Source organism: Roseomonas chloroacetimidivorans (assembly GCF_049629625.1).
GTDB classification, from domain to species: Bacteria; Pseudomonadota; Alphaproteobacteria; order Acetobacterales; family Acetobacteraceae; genus Roseomonas; species Roseomonas chloroacetimidivorans.
Genome location: NZ_JBNBZS010000040.1, coordinates 18,329 through 36,241, shown reverse-complemented (window position 1 = coordinate 36,241; position 17,913 = coordinate 18,329). Strand labels below are relative to the sequence as shown.

General features: G+C 65.2%; 20 protein-coding genes. 15 read left to right on the top strand and 5 right to left on the bottom strand.

The window, feature by feature from the left end; translation table 11 throughout:
* The first annotated feature begins 17 nt into the window (after positions 1–17).
* The 4 genes from ACO1BU_RS23840 to ACO1BU_RS23825 are packed head-to-tail and all read left to right on the top strand — an operon-like array spanning position 18 to position 2,736.
* On the top strand, positions 18–323 hold the full coding sequence (locus ACO1BU_RS23840; protein WP_424138468.1) for a hypothetical protein: 306 nt from the start codon (positions 18–20) through the stop codon (positions 321–323).
* Positions 320–2,155: a type IV secretory system conjugative DNA transfer family protein gene (locus ACO1BU_RS23835; RefSeq protein ID WP_424138467.1), complete on the top strand. Its 1,836-nt coding sequence runs from the start codon at positions 320–322 to the stop codon at positions 2,153–2,155. The genes ACO1BU_RS23840 and ACO1BU_RS23835 overlap by 4 nt, the downstream gene beginning before the upstream one ends.
* A 9-nt stretch (positions 2,156–2,164) precedes the next feature.
* Positions 2,165–2,389, top strand: a complete 225-nt coding sequence (locus ACO1BU_RS23830; RefSeq protein ID WP_424138466.1) for a hypothetical protein — start codon at positions 2,165–2,167, stop codon at positions 2,387–2,389.
* The gene (locus ACO1BU_RS23825; RefSeq protein ID WP_424138465.1) at positions 2,386–2,736 is read left to right on the top strand and encodes a hypothetical protein; all 351 of its coding nucleotides are present in this window, start codon (positions 2,386–2,388) and stop codon (positions 2,734–2,736) included. Before ACO1BU_RS23830 ends, ACO1BU_RS23825 begins: the two co-directional genes overlap by 4 nt.
* 479 nt (positions 2,737–3,215) lie before the next feature.
* Here the strand turns inward: ACO1BU_RS23825 and selD are convergent, their stop codons facing one another.
* Positions 3,216–4,292, bottom strand: coding sequence for a selenide, water dikinase SelD (selD, locus tag ACO1BU_RS23820; RefSeq protein WP_424138464.1), 1,077 nt, complete (start codon positions 4,290–4,292; stop codon positions 3,216–3,218).
* 135 nt (positions 4,293–4,427) lie between these two features.
* Here selD and ACO1BU_RS23815 point away from each other — a divergent pair, with 135 nt between their 5' ends.
* The 3 genes from ACO1BU_RS23815 to ACO1BU_RS23805 are packed head-to-tail and all read left to right on the top strand — an operon-like array spanning position 4,428 to position 6,782.
* Positions 4,428–5,360: an HTH domain-containing protein gene (locus ACO1BU_RS23815; RefSeq protein WP_424138463.1), complete on the top strand. Its 933-nt coding sequence runs from the start codon at positions 4,428–4,430 to the stop codon at positions 5,358–5,360.
* Positions 5,347–6,213: a hypothetical protein gene (locus tag ACO1BU_RS23810; protein ID WP_424138462.1), complete on the top strand. Its 867-nt coding sequence runs from the start codon at positions 5,347–5,349 to the stop codon at positions 6,211–6,213. The genes ACO1BU_RS23815 and ACO1BU_RS23810 overlap by 14 nt, the downstream gene beginning before the upstream one ends.
* Positions 6,214–6,242: 29 nt before the next feature.
* A complete protein-coding gene (locus tag ACO1BU_RS23805) occupies positions 6,243–6,782 on the top strand; it encodes a hypothetical protein (protein WP_424138461.1) in 540 nt (179 codons plus the stop codon).
* Here the strand turns inward: ACO1BU_RS23805 and mobF are convergent, their stop codons facing one another.
* Together mobF and ACO1BU_RS23795 are read right to left on the bottom strand one after the other, a co-directional pair.
* Positions 6,783–11,429, bottom strand: a complete 4,647-nt coding sequence (gene mobF, locus ACO1BU_RS23800; protein WP_424138460.1) for a MobF family relaxase — start codon at positions 11,427–11,429, stop codon at positions 6,783–6,785.
* Between the two features lie 12 nt (positions 11,430–11,441).
* Positions 11,442–11,753, bottom strand: coding sequence for a hypothetical protein (locus ACO1BU_RS23795; protein WP_424138459.1), 312 nt, complete (start codon positions 11,751–11,753; stop codon positions 11,442–11,444).
* A 355-nt stretch (positions 11,754–12,108) separates the two neighbouring features.
* Between ACO1BU_RS23795 and ACO1BU_RS23790 the strand changes: the two genes are divergently transcribed.
* From ACO1BU_RS23790 to ACO1BU_RS23775, 4 genes are read left to right on the top strand one after another with little or no spacing between them, the layout of a single operon-like run.
* Positions 12,109–12,594 carry a hypothetical protein gene (locus tag ACO1BU_RS23790; RefSeq protein WP_424138458.1) on the top strand — a complete coding sequence of 162 codons (486 nt, stop codon included), beginning with the start codon at positions 12,109–12,111 and terminating at the stop codon, positions 12,592–12,594.
* A 14-nt stretch (positions 12,595–12,608) separates the two neighbouring features.
* Entirely contained in the window at positions 12,609–13,526 is a 918-nt protein-coding gene (locus tag ACO1BU_RS23785; protein ID WP_424138457.1) for a DEAD/DEAH box helicase family protein, read from the top strand.
* Positions 13,523–14,122 (top strand): hypothetical protein, encoded by a 600-nt coding sequence (locus ACO1BU_RS23780; protein WP_424138456.1) that lies wholly within the window; start codon positions 13,523–13,525, stop codon positions 14,120–14,122. The genes ACO1BU_RS23785 and ACO1BU_RS23780 overlap by 4 nt, the downstream gene beginning before the upstream one ends.
* A 32-nt stretch (positions 14,123–14,154) precedes the next feature.
* Positions 14,155–14,421 (top strand): hypothetical protein, encoded by a 267-nt coding sequence (locus ACO1BU_RS23775; RefSeq protein ID WP_424138455.1) that lies wholly within the window; start codon positions 14,155–14,157, stop codon positions 14,419–14,421.
* A gap of 54 nt (positions 14,422–14,475) precedes the next feature.
* Here the strand turns inward: ACO1BU_RS23775 and ACO1BU_RS23770 are convergent, their stop codons facing one another.
* On the bottom strand, positions 14,476–14,778 hold the full coding sequence (locus ACO1BU_RS23770) for a hypothetical protein (protein ID WP_424138454.1): 303 nt from the start codon (positions 14,776–14,778) through the stop codon (positions 14,476–14,478).
* Positions 14,775–15,506 (bottom strand): nucleotide-binding protein, encoded by a 732-nt coding sequence (locus ACO1BU_RS23765; RefSeq protein ID WP_424138453.1) that lies wholly within the window; start codon positions 15,504–15,506, stop codon positions 14,775–14,777. Before ACO1BU_RS23765 ends, ACO1BU_RS23770 begins: the two co-directional genes overlap by 4 nt.
* 180 nt (positions 15,507–15,686) lie before the next feature.
* Between ACO1BU_RS23765 and ACO1BU_RS23760 the strand changes: the two genes are divergently transcribed.
* From ACO1BU_RS23760 to ACO1BU_RS23745, 4 genes are all read left to right on the top strand, one after another.
* Positions 15,687–15,959 (top strand): hypothetical protein, encoded by a 273-nt coding sequence (locus ACO1BU_RS23760; protein ID WP_424138452.1) that lies wholly within the window; start codon positions 15,687–15,689, stop codon positions 15,957–15,959.
* Between the two features lie 151 nt (positions 15,960–16,110).
* Positions 16,111–16,986, top strand: a complete 876-nt coding sequence (locus ACO1BU_RS23755) for a DUF932 domain-containing protein (protein WP_424138451.1) — start codon at positions 16,111–16,113, stop codon at positions 16,984–16,986.
* Positions 16,987–17,057: 71 nt separating this feature from the next.
* Entirely contained in the window at positions 17,058–17,327 is a 270-nt protein-coding gene (locus ACO1BU_RS23750; protein WP_424138450.1) for a hypothetical protein, read from the top strand.
* A 128-nt stretch (positions 17,328–17,455) separates the two neighbouring features.
* Positions 17,456–17,833: a hypothetical protein gene (locus ACO1BU_RS23745; RefSeq protein WP_424138449.1), complete on the top strand. Its 378-nt coding sequence runs from the start codon at positions 17,456–17,458 to the stop codon at positions 17,831–17,833.
* Positions 17,834–17,913 lie beyond the last annotated feature (80 nt).

The following is a 17,913-nucleotide window of genomic DNA, read 5'->3' as shown; positions in this document are numbered from 1 at the left end:
TCCCCACCGGAGCCGCCATGCGCCCGCCTTTCCCGCGCCCGGCCCACGAAGCCGCGGCGTTCCTCGCCTTCCTCGCCGCCTGGACGGTGCTCGCCTCCTTCCTGCTGCTGGTCCTGATGGACGGTGCGCCGCGCCTGCCGCAGCTCCGCGGCCTGGCTTGGTCCTGGGGCTGGTGGTCGCACCTGTTGGCTGACGACTTGGTGCCGTTCTCGATCCTCCTGCTGGGCCGGATGCTCCTGTTCAACAGCGGCGCTCTCGCCGCGCTGATCCTGGGCGCGGCGACCTGGCACCTGTTCGCCCTGCGCCGCGGCGGCGCTCGGTGAGCGACCGCCGCCGCCTCCCCTCCCCCGGCCGCTTGGCGGCCTGGGGCCTGCTGCTGGCCATTGTCGCGCTGCTCTGGACCGCCGCCGCCTCAGCTGTTTTCCTGTGGGGCACCGGCCTGGTCCGCTACTTCCCCTTCCAGGGCGTCGCCTGGATCGGCCAGTGGTGGAGCTACGCCCTGTTCGCCCTGCCCAACCCCATCGTCGGCCGCTGGCTGATGTTCGGCGCCGGGGCGCCCTCCGTGTTCCTTGGCCTGGTGATCTACCGTCTGGTGCAGCTCCGCGGCGGGCGCGTCACCAAGCCCGGCCAGGTCGTCCGCGGCAGCACCGACAACCACGGGCACGCCGAGTGGATGAGCATGAAGGAGGCCCGTGACCGCTTCCCTGGCCCGCATCCCGATTTCGGCGGCGTGGTCGTGGGCGAGGCTTACCGGGTGGATCAGGACAAGGTGGCCAAGATCGCCTTTGACCCAGAGAAGCGGGAAACCTGGGGCCAGGGCGGCAAGGCGCCGCTGCTGGTGGACCCCTGCAAGATCGGCCCGACGCATAGTCTGGTGTTCGCCGGCTCTGGTGGCTTCAAGACTGTCTCAGCCGCCTCCACCCTCGTCCATTGGACCGGCGCCGCCGTCGTGCTCGATCCCTCGCGCGAGCTGGGGCCGATGCTCGCCGCGGCCCGCGAGGGCATGGGGCACAAGGTCATTTCCCTGGAACCGGGCACGCCGGGCGGGATCAACGTCCTCGACTGGATCGACGTGACCCACCCCCTCGCGGAAACCAACGTCCACGCCGTGGTGGGTTGGATTTTCGGGGAGGCTGAGGGCGGCAGCTCCGACGCCGACAAGTTTTTCCGCAACTGGGGCAAGCAGCTCACCGCCTGCCTGCTCGCCCACATGCTGTGGGACGACACCATGCCCGCAGCGGCCAAGACCCTCCGCACCCTGCGCGCCGGCATCGTCACCCCCGAGGACCAGATGCGCAACGTGCTGGAAGGCATCCACGCCGGGTCGAACAGCCCCATGGCCCGCGACATTGCCGGCACCATCAAGAAGATCGTGCCCGAGACCTTCTCGGGCATCTACGGCAACGCCACGGGCGACACCGCCTGGCTCTCCGTCGCCGCCTACGCCGATCTCGTGTCGGGTGGTGCCGAGGGGGCGGAACCCTCCTGCCACACCTCCGAGCTGGCCGGGGGCAAGCTGACGGTGTTCCTGCAAGTCCCGCTCAAGGTGCTGCGCGACACCCCCGCGGTCGGCCGCGTGCTCGTCGGCGCCCTGCTGAACGCGCTCTATGAGGCGGACGGGAACGTGAAGGGCCGGGTGCTGTTCATGCTCGATGAGGTCCGCCGCCTCGGGCCGATGAAGATTCTGGAGGTCGCCCGCGACGCCGGCCGCAAGTACGGGATCACCCTGCAACTGCTCTACCAGGCCGAGGATCAGCTCGTGGAACAGTGGGGCCGGCAGGGTCGCAACGCCTGGTTCGATAGCGTGAGCTGGCGGATGTATGCCGCCGTGCAGAACACCGACACCGCGAAGTCCGTCTCGGACGCGGCCGGAGGGCACTCGGTGCTGGCCGAGAGCGAGGGCAGCAATACCGGCAATCAGGGCAAGCCCCTGGAAGCCGGGTCGCGCTCCAAAGGCAGCAGCATGAACCGGCACGAGATGGCCCGCGCGCTGATCCGGCCGGACGAGCTGATGCAGGACGTGCGCGGCGACGAGGCTTTCGTGTTCGCCCGCGGCTCCAAGCCGCTGCGCTGCGGGCGCGCGATCTACTTCCGCCGCGCCGAGCTGCGCGCGGCGATCGAGGCCAGCCGCTTCCACAAGCAGGCGGCGGAATAGGAGGACGGCATGTCCGACACCAAGGGTTCCAACCAATCCCGCGACACCGCGCCGCGCCGGGCGGAAGCGTCCGCCGCGGCCGGTGCCAGCTCGGCACGGCCTGCGCCGGGGCAAGCCTCGGCTGCAACGCAATATTGGCAGGGCGTGGCCGCTGCCGGCCGTGTCGCGAAGCCGGCCGCCGCGCCCTCGACCGAGGCCGCCACGCCCGGCCGTCAATATGGAGTCAGGGCATGACGCAAATGGTGGGATCGTTCGCGAAGCTCGGCCTGGTGGCTTCGGTCGCCATGATTGGCGCCTCTGACCTTGCACCGCCTGCCCGGGCACAAGCGCCCACCGAGCGGATCGTCCAGCTCTGCACCGTAGAGGTCACTGGGGCAAATGGGCGGAACCAAGAAGCCGAACAGGTGGCCACCATGCTGCGCGCTCGCGGTTGTCGTGCGGGGGATCAGATGCGGTTGATCAATACTCAGCCGCTCCGCGACGTGTCGAATGGCGGCCTTTGGGGTGGTGGCAACTACTACAGCACCCTTCTGTGCCAACCCCCACCGCGTGAGACTGACGGTCCCCACAATGGGATTTAGTCGGTGACATGCTTCTACAATGGTAGCGACGCGAAGCCCCACGCTGACATTTCCAAGCCCTGGCGCTCGCGCGCCGGTTCTGCCTTCCCTACTACTGAGGCTTCCAACGTGCGAAAGCTCCTGCTTGCTGCCCTGCTACTGATGCCTGCCCTGGCATCGGCCTAACCCCTACTCCCGCAAAACCCGCAGCAACTGCCGCAGAACGTGGACACGCATACCGCCTGTTACCTGGCGGGCTTAGCCTATTCGGAAGGTGCGACGGTCAGGGGTGCCAATGGACAAATTTTCCTCTGCCTGCGGCCTGCCGGCGTGACCAACACTCAGCAGCTCCCGATGAGATGGGCGCCGTTTTCCAGCAATCCCGCTTCAAGTAATCGGCAGCAGCAAAACAATAGTGCGGCAGCGATTATTTTGATGCCGCACAACAGCTTGGATAGATGTTTGGCCCTATGCAATTTAGTAATCGCCAATTAGACCAGTCAAACAATTCTAATTGTTCCATCGCCAGGGACAACCGATCCAACAATATTTGCTCCCTCACAACCATTCGATCTCACACATTCAAGAACACTTTGCGTGCGTTCTCGCGAAACAGAAAAAAGTAGGCCGCCATTTGTTTCCGGCTCAGCCAAGATCATGCAGATTAATCTGCTTACACCAGGCGCCACCTTTACAAAGTTGCTGTATGACCTCCAATTCTTAATGGCACCTCCAGTAGTGTAACCAGAAGAGGCATACTCCAAAACACCATCATACAGCGGAACTTGGCTCGCTGAGATAACAATATCTAATTTGGATTTCCTCACCATGTTTCTTGCATGACCCATCAGCCCAAATCCCGTCACATCTGTGGCTGCACTTACTCCTTCCATACCTGCCAGAATGCACCCAATTGAGTTTAGGCGGACTGCCTCTTGAATAAACTTCTCGTATTCTTGCTCGCGAAGTTTGCATGCTCTAGATGCCTCAGCATACACAGCCGAACCCAGCGGCTTTGTGATAATTATATTATCGCCCTCATTGCATTTATCGTTCAACAAGATGCTTCGAGGGTCTGCAAGTCCAATCACTGTTAACCCGTAGAACAAATCTTTCGAATTGATCGAATGACCTCCAGCTACGGGTATACCTGCGTTTACACAAACATCGTAACCCCCAGAAGATATCAAAGACAGGGTTTCAATTGGCACTTTTTCGTAGGGAGCCCCCAGGATAGATATAGCCATAATAGGCTTTGCCCCCATAGCATAAATATCGGATATAGAGTTTGCAGCAGATATCCTACCAAAATCATAAGGACTACTCACCATTGGAGTAGAAAAATCGTTCGAAACAATCAAGGCTTGATTTTCTGATAGAAGGTATACGGCAGCATCATCACGACTGCCAACTCCAACTAACAACCGCTCATGTCCGAAAATGGGAGTATTGATTAGCAATTCTTCCAAGACATCCGCAGGAATCTTGCAACCACAACCGCCATCCTTCGTGTATTCCGATAAACTGTATTCTTCCACCATATTCACCGCCCCAGCCAGTTTGATACTGTGTGTCATAAGGAGATTTCTATCGTAATAGAAATTGTTAGTGGCGACAACTCTATGATATCAAACAAGGTTGCATAGAATCGGAGATTAGTGTCATCATGCCCCATCAAAAATGCTGCCGTCTGAAGTTTGGGGGATAGGCTGATGCCGCAGCAAATTTCTGATAGACCCTTTAGCGATGCTTCCATCGAACAGGATGGAGCAATGTCCAACGTTGACGCAGCAGAACTTGTACTGCGCAGCTCGAATAAAGCTATGCATGCAAGGGACATTGCTAGAGCAATCATAGATGGCAATCTGGCCAAGCTAAGTGGCAAAACGCCTTGGAAAACCATTACTGCACGCATATCCATGGATATTCTGAACTCTGGAGAGCAATCCAAATTCCAGCGTGCCGGTCATGCTATTTTCATGCTCAGAGAATGGAATGCTGGCAAAGATTTCGCTGTCAAGCGTCGCAAGATCAATCCCATTGACGAAACAATTAAGGCCGTACCAATAGACACTTTTCTAAGTATGCTGCCAAAAGACGGCTCGGATGGACTTTATACCCATAATTTCCAATCTCTGCTAGACTTTGCTGTTGATGTTCCCCGAGCCGAAGCAGAAACCAGCCTTAACTACGTACAGCTAATTCCCACTTTCATCGTCAGAAAAGGAAGCCATATCCTTACTTACAAGAGGACAAAAAGGTTGCCTGAAAGTCGGCTGCATCACTCTTGGTGCGTCAGCTTCGGAGGTCACATGCAGAGCGACGACACAGCCGGCCTCTTCAATGACCAGCCGCTAGATAATGGAAACTTTGTTCTTCGTGAGTTGTACGAGGAACTATCCTTCTCAGAAAACGTCAAAATCAACTATGTGGGTATTTTGTATCTGCAATCCAATGATTTTGAAAAACAGCATGCTGGCTTGGTCTTTGATGTCGCTGTGCCAACAGAGGCTTTGATCAATAGTTTAGAACCGGGCATGCATACAGACGTTCAGTTAACTCCTATCAGTCAGTTGCTCGAAAATATTAACGCTTTGGATTCGTGGTCTCGTAGATTGGTTCGGGTGACAAATGGGATTGTATGATCTTGCTCTTCAACATTTCGATGGACCCGGAGTTTATAATAACTTACTAGCCTCGGGTATATGGGCAATATTCGGATTAGCTGCGCTTTTTCTGATCTGGATATCACGTCGAGTTTTCCGAATTTTTCGTATTTCTGCGTTTTGGCGGATTACTTCCGCAAACACCTCCATCGTGGTGTTGCTCTTTATTTTAATTGGCACGCTTCACACTCTTCCAATGTTTGTCATTGCAGCAGCCGCAGCCATTTTCGCTTCATGGTTTATGTTGCGGGGTTACACCACCCTCGGCGTTGTTGACGCATATTCTACTACTGAGGCAGGAATCGGTTTCGCTGCTTCGCTTGACATGGCAAATGGTCCAATCGACTTTTTGGGAATTGGGGGAGATAAGTTAACCAGCCTTCCTAGTTTTGAAGCTACGATGCGGAGGTGTGCCATCAATGGAAGTAAGGTCCGCTTCCTCTTATCGCCACCGTCTAATCCACAGCTCGAAAGTCAGGCCAAACGAAATGGAGTCAACCCAACAGCGTATAGTGATAAAGTGCGAGAAAGCCTTAGGCGCATTGCCCAAGTCAAAATTAGTTATAATCTGGCCATCGAAGTTAGATTCTATTCGGTGAGAGACCCCATAGACAGACAACTTTTCCGATTAATGTTTATCAACGAGGATATTTGTCTGTGGGGCTGGACTGTTTGGGGACAGCACGCTGGGCGACACAATCCACAAGTTGTTTTAACCAACCATGTTAAAGGAGGCTCCACCAATACGGCATACAATGCTTTCCATGATTACTTTGAGAATATTTGGGCAGATTCCGAAGCCTCATCGGTAAATCTACATATGTATAAATAAACTGGCTATTTGGGACGATTGGCAGAACAATGCACAATAAAGTTTCTATTCATGGAAGGTTTCAACCTTTTCACAACGCACATCTTGCCTATGCTATGGCTGCTCTGGCTGTTGCGGAAAAAGTTTACATAGGGCTTACCAGGGTTCTTACAGAGCCCGGTATTGGAGGGGAGATCGCGCCTCACCGCCTAGAGCTTCAATCAAATCCACTTTCTTATTATCAGAGAACACAGATTATCACTAGGGCTCTACTAGATGCTGGGGTATCGCCTAGCCGATTTGATGTAGGACCTTTCCCCATAGAAAAACCAGATCGCCTCAAAGAATTTTGGCCACTCCATCTACCCTGCTGTACCACAGTTGTTGATGCCTGGAACACAAAGAAAATTTCGGTTCTCAGGGAAATCGGCTACGAAGTAGTGGTGATGCGCGACATTATCAAACCCGGCCTTCAAGTAGCGACTGGAACTAAAATTAGGGAACTAATTCGAAGTGGTGATGAGAGCTGGGTGCAGTACGTTCCACCAAGTGTTCCTGCGAGCCTGAAACTTCTGGATGCCGTTTTCTAATTACATATGCGGTCCACGCTGACGTGCTTCTTGCTGCCTGGTCGCCGATGCCGCCGCGGCCAGCTCCATCCGAGCTGCCGCCCTTCGTTGCAGATGATCGAGCGCCCCCCGCACCGCCGCGGCGACGGGCTGGTGCCCCTGACGCCGCGCCAAGTCGTTCCAATCGCTGCCCCGGTCCCCGGCCGGGAAGGACGGCACCGCCGCAGCTCCCCCCACGGCCACCGCCGCGGCCTCGGCCTTCTCCTTCCCCACGTTCGGCAACGGCACCGCGCGCGCCGGCAGGTGGTGGTCGTTGTCCCCGGCAATGACGATGAGCCGCGACGGGTCGGCCGCCCGGTATGCCTTCGCCACGGCCGCCAGGTTCCCGGCGTTGAAGGCCACGGCCACCGGCAGTCCCGTCGCCTCGTGCAGCGTCGCCCCCGTGGCGTAGCCCTCGGCCACCAGCAGCGGCACGCCCGGCCTCGGCCGCCCGCCGATCAGCGCGTGCCCGCCCTCGGTCCTGGCACCTTTCAGGAACAGCTTGGACCCGTCCAGGTCCACCCGCTGCACCCCCCACAAGCGCCCGTCCGCGCCCTGCACCGGCACCAGCAGCCGGCCGCGCCGGTCCTGCCGCAGACCGTGCGCCCGCACGCCCTTAGCCGCGAGATAGGGGTGATCCTTGGCCGGCGCCGCCGCGGCCCATAGCCGGTGCGCCATCTTCGCCGCCCGCTCCTGGGTGTCGTGGCGCTCGCGCGCCCGATCCGCGGACCTGGCCGCCGCCTCGGCCGCGAACGCCGCCCGCTCGGCCGGCGCCATCTGCACCACGGGCCGCTCGGCCTTCCAGCGGATCTCGGTCCCGGTCTTGTGGTTGCGGATGTAGCCCGCCGGCCAGCCGTCCAGATGCCCGACGTAGGTTCCCGACTTCTGCCCCTTCCGGTCGCCCTCTACGGGAACCCGGTGCATCCGCCCATCCATCTCCACCGGTCCGGCGACGCGCAGCCCGGTCCGGTGCAGCACCACGGCGAAGTCCGCCGCGGCGTCGGCCTCGGTGAAGCGCGGCGCCGCGCGCCGCCCCGGAGCTGCCGCAGCCCGCGGTGAGGGCATGGGCGAGGGGCCGGCTTGGGACGGCGCAGGGACGGCCTGGGCGGGCTCTACCGGGCGGGCGGGAGCCTGCGCCCCGTCGCGGCCCTGGCGCGGCTCCTGGGCCGCCGGGGCGGGCTTCTGGCCCCTGCCCTGCCTCATCCCCGCCAAGAAGGCGCCGCGCTCGTCCAGGGCCAGCGCCAAGCGATCCGCGATCACGGCAACGGCGCCTTCCTCGCGCTTCCTCTGCGCCGCCCGCCGCACGCTCGGCTGCGGTGCTCCCTTCGCTCCCGCCGCCGTCCGCCGCCAGTAGGCCGGCGCGTCCACCGGCCGCGCTTGGTCGGCCTGCTTCGGCCGCGGCGCCCGGTGCCGCTCGGCCGCCGCCCGGCTCTGCGCCTGGTTGTCCGCCGCCCGGTCGCGCACCGCCCCCGCCTTGCCCTCGGCCGTCCGCCGGTCCTCGCGCCCGCGGTCCTGCAGAACGGTTCCGCCAGTCCGTCGCAACCGGTCGGCCAGCGCGCGCACCGCCTGCCAGCGGGCATCGAGCGCCTGCCGCAGCCGCTCCACCGCCTGACCCACCACCCGGCCGTCGCGGCGGTCGCGGAGCTGCGCCCCCAGCGTCGCCCGCGGCTCGCCGGCCACCTCGCGCGCCTCGGCACGGCGGAAACCGGCCTGCATGGCGTGCGCGGCGCTGCGGCCGATGTCGCGGGCGCGATCCATGAAGTCCAGCGCCGACGTCTTCGCCGGCTGGCGCGCCAGGTTCCGCGCCACATTCTCCCACACGTCGCCCGCGCCCACCGGCCGGGCGTCGCCCAACGCCCGGCGCACCATCACCTCTCGCCGCTCGGCACCGTCCGACGTGATGAGGAAGGCGGAATCCTTGTGCCGGCTCTCGGCCGTGTAGCCCTTGAACCCCTGCACCTTCGCCGATCCTGCCGGCATGGCGTTGATGTGCTCGCTGCTGGTGATGCCCTGTGCCGCGTCGATGGTCAGCACATCGCCCGGCGCTAGGCGGGTTCGCCCGTTCTTCTTGTCGGCCAGGCTCTCCCACGACACCGCGCCGTCGCGGCCGGCCGCTGTCCGCAGCACGATCCCGTCCGCGTTCACCTCGCGGACTTCGAGCACGCTGCCGTTGTTACCGATGTTGCCCCGGCCGCCGTCAAGGAAGCGGGCGTTGAGGCGGTCGAACAGCCGCACCCGGTCGCCCGGCGCCAGGGTCAGGTTGTAGGCGGCGCCGGCCTGGTCGGTCGCGCGCACGCTGAACACGTCCGCCCCCAACTCGCCCATCGCCCGGCGTTCCTCGCGCAGCGCCAGGGCCACGGCGCGGGCGTCCGCGTTCGTCGGCGCCGTGACGCTGATCGAGAAGCCGGCATCCCCGGCGTTCGCCTCGCGCCGCTGCCGCCACAGCTCGGCCACCCGCCGCACGGCGTCGTCGTAGCCCCCCGGCACCGCCTCGGCCGTGCCGTCCTCGCGCTTCATGGCCAGCGCCTCGGCCGCCTTGCCGTCGCGGAACAGCCCGGCGATCTCGCGCTCGCGCTCCGTGCGCTGCCGGCGCGTGGTGAGGATTTCCGGCACCGCCTCCCGCCCCAGCGCCCGGCGCATGAGGTTGACCACCGGCCCGGCCTCGATGCCCTGGCATTGCTTGTCGTCGCCCACGGCGACGATGCGGAAGCCGTGTTCCGCGCGCAGTCGCAGCAGCTCCAGCATCTGCCGGGCGCCCACCTGCCCGAGCTCGTCCACCACCACCACCGTCCGCATCCCGACCGAGATTCGGCCAGCTTTGACCCCGTGCAGGAAGCCGGTCAGGGCGGCCACGCTGCCCACGCCGGCCTCCTTCAAGGGCTCGGCCTGACGCCAGGCGATGGCCACGCCCACCACGTTGTTCCCCTGAGCTTTCCAGGCGTCCACCAGCGGGCGCAACAGGGCGGTCTTACCCGACCCGGCCACGCCCACCGCCACCCCTACGGCACCGCCCGTGCCGAGGCGCAGCATGGCGGCGTGCTGCGCCTGGCCGTGCTCGTCACCGAAATCCAAGCCGCTGCGCTCCACCGCGGCGGCCAGGGCAGCGGGGGACAGGGCGCGGCTGCGATCCGCCGCGGCGGCCTTGGCCAGCGCCACGGCCTCGCCCTCCTGGACGACGTGCAGCGCCGTTGTCACCTTCACCTCGTCGCGCTCGCCGTCGCGCCCCCACACCAACCCCGTGAGCTGGCCATCCTGGCGCACCCCGCGCTCGCGCATGGCCCGCGTCAGGGCGTCCACATCCGCCCGGCCACCGTCCGCCCCCGGCGTCATACCGGCGGCGATCAGGGCGCGGGCTGCCGCCGCGCGCAGGTCCGCTCCGTTGAGCACGGAGGCGCGGGAGAACTCGGCTTCGAGGAAGGGCAAGGCCGCCTCATAACCGGCTTTCAGGCGGGCCGCCCGGCTCTGCTCCCGTGGCGCCTCGGCGCCCTGACGCTGTGGCGCCACGACGCCGCGGTGTTCCCACCCGATGGCCGCGGCCTGGCCGCGCCAGGCGGCGAAATCGCTGAGGTCGTCCGCCTTGCTCTTACGGGCAGCCTTCGTGCCGCCCTTGAGGAAGTCCACCTGCATGTCCGGCGTCATGGCGTCCCAATCGAGACCGCGCTTCGCCGCTTCCTCGCGCGCCGCCTCGGTGCCGTCGCGGGTGCGCTTGCTGAACGCCTCGCAGACCGCCTCCGGGATGGCCGGCAGCCGCGCCATGCCCGTGCGCTCCTCCAGCTCCACCGCCACTCCGACGCGACGCAGGTTCGCCGCGATCTGAGCCTGATAGAAGGCGCCGAACTCGTGGATGCGCGTACGGGTCGGGTTGAGGTCCAGGGCGCCGAGATGCCCGCCGTCCGTCAGGACCAGGTTAGGCACCGCGCAATGGGTGTGGAGCTGCGGGTCCCCTGCCCCCGAGGGATCGCGCTCCATGCGGAGGGTAAAGAACTCGGTGCGGTCCTCGCCCGTCCTCTGGTCGGTGACGACCACGCTCGCGGTCGGGCGGGCGGTGAAGTGCTCGAAGCCGATCCACGCGATGTGCCCGGCCTCGGTGCCCCCGCTGCCGGCCTTGCCGCGGCGGACTTGGCCGATTTCCCGGGCGACGTAGCGCAGCGAGGCGTCCACCGCGTCCCGGTGCGCCTGCAGGATGGTCGCCCGCTCGGCCTCGGTCGGCGCGAAGGCCCACGCCAGGCTGACGCTCTTGGGTGCCGAGAAACAGAGGTCGATGTAGCTGACGCTGCGCGTGGTCGCGGCCTCGTTCGTCGCCAGGTCGCCGCCGTCCGCGCGCCGGCCGGCGAGGATCTGACTGACCTGCTCCACGGTCGGGACGCCGTGCGGGTCCAGCCCCAGCGCCGCCGCCAGGCCGGGGTGCATGTCCCGCCGCGGCTGCGGCCGGGTGCCCCGGTTCGGCGCCTCCGGTCCCGCCTCGCCATCCGGTCCCGGCCCGGCTCCCAGCTCGGCCGCCCGGTTCCGGGTGTAGTAATCCCCCATCGCCACGGCTTCGGGCGAGAGCGTCTCCTCCATCAGGTGATCGGCCATCGCCCGCGCACCGCCAGGGGTGACGGTGGCCGCGCCCTTGCGGAAGGTCAGCACCGGCCGGGCCTGCTACTGCCGCGACGGCGGCCCCGGCCGCCGGCCGGCGTGGCCCTCGTCGTCCTGGGCATCTTCCACCGGCCCACCACTGGCCGCGACCTCGATACGGTGCAGGATTCCAGTCTGCTCGTCGAGGCGTTCCACGATCTGCGTCAGCAGTCCCGGCAGCGGGCTCTCGCCGGCTTCCTCGGTCGCCGCCTCAAGGATGGCTTGCAGCATTTCGGTGTGGGTGGCCTGTGTCTCCACCATCATCCGCAGCCCTTGGGTAAGCGTCTCAACGGTGTCCCGGAGGCGGGCTAGCTCGGCGGTGATGGCGTCCGACATAGCGGCTTCCTCGGCGTCAGTTGGTCAGGCGCCAATGAACCATCCCCGCAGGAGATGAGGCCAGCACCTTCTAGGGTGCATTGGTCTGTAGTGACCTTCTCTACTCTCCTCCCCAGTCTCTTGTGTCCTGCTTATCTCTTCCTTGTGCCTCCCTCGTCCCCTCGGAGGGCAATTCTGTCTGTTCCTGTCCGTCTTCGTCCCTTCATTACACCTTCGATGTCCCTTTGATGTGTCTTAGGCGTCTCTTAGTGGTGTCGAACCGGTGCCTTATCCGTATCTAATTGGGAACGCGGGGTTGCACCTATGGGCTCTCTTGGGCCACGATTCCGAGCAGTTGCAACCACGGATGATTGGCTTGGCGGACTCTTCCACCCCACCAGCGACCAAGATGGCGCAGGAGGCGTTCGGCCAGCTCTCGGGCCGCTCCCCCCTGCTCGGCTGGATGCGCCAGCACCACGCCCTGATCACCGAGCGGATGAACACGGTTCGGCCGAGTTGGGACAGCATTGCCCGCACCCTGGCCGAGCTGGGCATCCGTGATGCCAACGGCGAACCGCCAAAAACGGAAGCGGTGCGGCGGGCCTACCATCGCGTCACAGGCGCCCTGAACGCCAAGGGACAGCGGCGGCGACGGTCTAAGGCAGAGATGGCCGCGGCGAAGGCTGGAGCTTCCCGCACGCCCGCAACTGCTCCCGTGGCCGCCCCGACGCTTCCTTCACCCGTCGCGCCTCATGCCCTCGCGGCGGCACCTTCCCCACCAGCTCGCCCGGCCTTTGATCCGACCGAAGGCGCCTTCGATCCGAAGCCGCCCCCGCGGTTCAAGCCAGCGTCCCTGAAATGACCAGAGTACCAGCCATGAAGAACACCCCGTCCGCAGCGCCCCAGCCCGACCCCTCCCCCACGCCCGGCCCTCGTCTGTTTGGCCGCGCCCGCTCGATCGAGGGCGAGCGGGAGATCCCGGTCGGACCGGCGGCCCGTCCTCGCGACGGCGCCGCTGCAGCCCTGCCCACGGTCCCGGCCGTGGACCTCGGGGACCGTCCCAAGGCCTTGTTCGTCATGGGGCCGGGCCGTAGCGGCAAGACCACGCTGCTGCGCTACATCCTGGAGGAGGCCCGCCCCGGGAAGCCTGCGCCTATCGCCGCGGCACTCGATCCGCAGAACCGGTCGTTGGCCACCTTCGTCAACGACGTGGCGCAGCCCGATACCAACGATCCCACAGGCGTCGCCCGCTGGGCGGAAGAACTGCTCGGCTTCGTCATGGCCGAGAAGCAGAGCGCCCTGCTCGACATGGGCGGCGGCGACCTGAGCATGGGCAAGCTCCTGGAGGACGTGCCCGACCTGGCCGGCAGCCTGGAAGAGGCCGGCGTGCATCCGGTCGCGCTCTACACCCTGTCGCCGCGCGTCGATGACCTGGGCGTGCTGGCCGGCTACGAGGCACAGGGCTTCCAGCCCCAGGCCACGGCGCTGATCCTCAACGCCGGTCTGGCCGATCCCACCATGCCGCGCGAGGACGCCTTCGCCCGCGTGCTGCGGCACAGCGCCTTCCGGGCCGCCGTGGACCGCGGTGCGGTGCCGATCTGGATGCCGCGGCTGGACGCCGGGGTTGCGGCCGAGATCGAGGGCAAGCGGCTCCGCTTCGGTCAAGCGCGCGATGGCCAAGCCCCGGCAGACCAGCCCGGCGCTATCCTCGGCCCGTTCGACCGCTCGCGCATCCGCAAGTGGATGGCGGACTTGGCCGCGGCCCTGGCGCCGATCCGGTCCTGGATACCGTGAGCACGACGACCTCGGCGGCGCCCTCCGACCCGCGCGGGGCGATCGGCCGTGCCCGCGCCGATCTGCGCTTGGCAGCGTCGAAGGCGCAGCTCGAAGGCGACCCGCTCGGTCCGGTCCTTGACGCATTCGGGGCCAGCCTCAGCGCCATGGGCGAGGTGCTAGACCACGTAGAGGCCAGCCGGCAGCCGATGGACACCTCGGAGCGGGCCGAGATGACGCGCCAGCTCGTGCAGGCATGCCGGGCTGACTTCGTGCGCCAGGCCGGCGCGCAGTCCCGGCGTTTGGCCGTGCTGTCGGGCGCCGGGGCGGCGGTGCTGCTGCTGGGCGCGCTGGGCGGCGGCTATCTGTGGGGAAGATCGACGGAGGCTGCGGAAGTGCGTGAGACCACGGGCATTATCCGCGCCGCACTGTCGGACGGCTCGGCCTCGGCTCGGGCATGGGCCGACGCCATCCGCCGCAATGACCTTGTAGGCCTGCTGGCGCGCTGCGAAGGGCGGACGGTTTGGGCTGATGCCGCTGGCCGGCGGGCCTGCGCCGTGCCGCTGTGGCTGGATGAGGCGCCACCGCCGGCGGCGCCGGCGGGGCCACGCTCGTAGTGGCGGCGCCTTTCCCACGGGCGATCCGTGGGGTGGGCTCTGCACTCCGCGCCGCCGCCTGGCTGCTGCTCGCCCCGCTGCTCTACCTGGCTCGAGGACCAGCGAGGGTCTTGCTGGCCGTGCTGGGCTTCCTGGGCATCATATGCGCTTTAGCGGGCCTCCTGGGCATCCGCTCCGCACTCGACGCGGGGCAACCGCTCTGGGAGCCGCTTGGCATGGTTTGGGGTGGTGGGGCTGTTGGGATGCTCTGCCTTGGGCTGCGCGCGCGCATTTCTCGCATGTGGAATGACTATGACTGACAAGCGCCAAGCTGTCTTGCGTACTACTACTTTACGCAAGACGCCTTTGCGTTTCTAACCCCGCCCACGGCGCCTGGGCTGGGGCCGCTCTTCCAGGTCATGGCTGGATACCTGCACGCCATGCTTGGCCAGGGCTTCCGCGATCACGCGCCGCTGCGTCGTGCCCTTGTCGATCGCGAAGCGGGCCAGGGCTTCCAAGGTACCTTCGGTCATCCGGACAGACAGGACAGCCGGCTTGTCGTCGCCCTGGCGTTGGACGATGGCCGGCGGCTGCTGCGGTGCGGCCTCGCCGGCCGCCCGTAGCATCTCGTCAGGGGAAATGGGCGGCGCTGGCCTGGTGCTCTTGAGGCCCTTCAACGGTGCGACTCCTGCGTCTTTACGGTATGCGTCTTTACGTCCTTCGACTTTACGTGGTGCGACTTGGCGCTTGGCGTCTTCTTCTTTCCACCTGCTGAGGGCTTGCCCGGCAGCCATCCCAGTTCCCGCAACTCGTCGACCAGGGCTGCCGCCTCTGCTCCCGCCTTCCCAGCCGGCATCCGCCCTGAAAAGCCCATTTCACCATAAGCCACGAGGTCGGACAGGGTGGCGGCTAGTTTTGGCAGGGTCGCTGCCTCGGCCGCAGCGTGTTTGGAGAGTGCCGTGGAGGACCGCACGCGGTTGAGAACAACGCGGGCAGGTATCTCGCGGCGGGCTGCCGATGCAACGCCGGCCACCAGCTCAACAGTGCGGGCGGCCTCGGTAACGTCGCCCTCCCCCGGCACCATAGGAATCAGCACCCCGTCTGCCGCCGTCATGGCAACGGTCGCGGCGCGGTTGCCGAAACCAGCTGTGTCCACCACTACCACCTCAGCCTCCTGGGCCATCCGATGAATCAGATGGGCCAGCTTCGCCTCGTCCGGCTCGTGGTGGCAGACGAAGGCGGCTCCCTCGTAAAGCCTGGACGCCCATCGGGACAGGCCGGCAGTCGGGTCGGCATCGAGCACGGCAACGCTCACCCCCCGCGCCGCGAGGGTGCCCGCGATGATCTGGGACAGCGTTGTCTTGCCTGGCCCACCCTTTGAGCTTGCAACGGTGATGATCGACATGGTTGCTCCAACCGCATGACGCCGCGCGTCAAGGTAGCAAGCGTCAATACGGCTTGACTACGCCGTACGTCGTCATGAGTAAAGCGTATTACGACTATACACTTGGCGCTAGACACCTCGATGAGGCCTTCCCCATCTGGGGCTATCGTGGTTGTTTAGTTTTTTAATTGATCAACCAGCATGAATGTTCTCCAGGATTCCAGCATGTCAGACAGCCCTAGCCCCGACGCGGCGGCAATTGGCACCCCGGTCAAGCGCCGCCCTGGCCGCCCGGCCGGTGGTGACATGGCGCAACTGACGCTCCGTATTCCTCGCGCGCACCTGCTCGCACTCACAGAGGAAAGCGCCCGTCGTTCGATCGAGATGGGCCGCAACGTCACGCCGCAAGCCATCATCGCAGGCATGATCGCGGCCCGCATCGCTACCAAAAACGAGAGCACACCGGCGGTGTAGAGCCTTACGCCGCCGCAACAGCCAAGATCACGGGTCGGTTACTCAATAGGTTGATTTATTAATTTAAAAACCTTGACCGGTAGGTGGGGCAGGGATAATGTTCTTCTCAGCCGAGGCGCTTCGCTTCGGCGGTTAGAGCAAGGCGCTCCGCATGACGTTCTTCCGTTCTTCTCGTTCCTTCGGCTCCACCCGCGCCGCGATGGGTGCCGGCCCGCTGTCTGACGGGGAGCTGATGCAGCTCGCCCCGTCCGCCTTTGCGACCGAGGCCCATTCGTCCCGCTCCGCGCGTTACGCCTACATTCCGACCGCGGACGTGATCGCCGGCCTGCGGCGCGAGGGCTTCGCCCCCGTGCTGGCGCGGCAGACCCGCCCGCGCAACGCCGACCGCAGCGGCCACACCAAGCACCTCATCCGCTTCCGCCACGAGGGCCAGGTCAACCAGCCGCGCCGCGTCGGCATGACCTTTCCCGAGGTCGTGCTCATCAACTCCCATGACGGCACCAGCGCCTACCACGTCACCGCGGGCGTGTTCCGCCTCGCCTGCCTCAACGGCATGGTGGTGTCAGACGGGCCGGAACGCTCAGTGAAGGTGCCGCACAAGGGTGACGTGGTGCGCCAGGTGATCGAGGGCAGCTTCGAGGTTCTGGACGCCTCGCGCCAGGCCGTCGAGGCGGCCGACGCCTGGGCCGGCGTCACCCTCAACCACGACGAACAGCACGCCCTCGCGGATGCCGCCCGTGTGCTGCGCTTCGGAGACGAGGCGGGCAACGTGTCCACCCCGATCCAGGCGGATCAGTTCCTGCGCGCCCGCCGGCTCGCAGACGCCTCGGACGATCTGTGGACCACCTTCAACCGGGTGCAGGAAAACACCATCCGCGGCGGCCTCCAGGCATGGGGCAGGGACGGCAACAACCGCCCGCGCCGCGTGACCTCGCGCGAGGTCACGGGCATCGACCAGGACGTGAAGCTCAACCGAGCGCTGTGGATGCTGGGTGAGCGCATGGCGGCCCTCAAGGGCGCCGCCTGACGGGCCGGGGCGGGGAGCGATCCCCGCCCCTCCTTCTCCCTCCTGCTCCACCCCGTCGAAAGCTCCGCACCATGGATTGCCACGCCCTGCCCATCCTGGGCCTTCCGCTCATCCTCAACGACGACGCCGGCAACGGCCTGGCGCTCGGCACCAGCTCGGAAGATCCCGCCTACCTCCTGGCCGTGATCGAGGACGGCACCGGCCGCGCCATCATCCGCAACCTGATCGACGCCGAAAGCGAGGCGCTGTTATTGGCCATGCTCACCGAGCGCGCCGTCGTGCGCGCTGCCGTCGCCGGTCCCTACCACGGTACACCGGGCGCCGCCGGGGCCTCGCCATGATTGCCCTGCAGAAGGGGAGGGAGGGCTTCGGCCCGCCTCCGCTGTTCCGTTCCGCGCTTTGCCGCTGGCCGCCTCCGGGCGGTCTTCTGCGTTGCGGGAGGCGCCGCTGCCGCGCCATTACTACCTGCATGGCTATGTCCCCCTCCCGCTTCGCCAAGTGCCTCGAAATAATCGGCTGGACAAAACGCGGCCTTGCGCGCCGACTGAACGTCGGGCAGGCCGCGGTGCGGCAGATGGCCAACGGGCGGCACGAAATCCGCGACGACTTCGGTGCTTGGCTGGAAGGGCTCGCCGCAGCCCATGCGCCACTGTCACCCGAACTGCGCGAGTTCTCCGATAAGATGGGGTGCGATCGGGGGGAGTGGGTGCGCTACCCTCGCGGCATTCGCCCACTATCCGACGACGAGGCGGCGACGCTGCGCCGCGTCGCGGAAGCACACGCCACGGCACCGTGGCCGCCGGGCTGGCGAGGCGGCAGTGCGGAGGATGCCGAAACGGAGGCGTGATAACGCCCAACTGCTTCTGTAAGGGTGCTGGCGCTGCTGGACATGTCGTACCGGGGCTTTACCCGCCTACTGAACCGCCC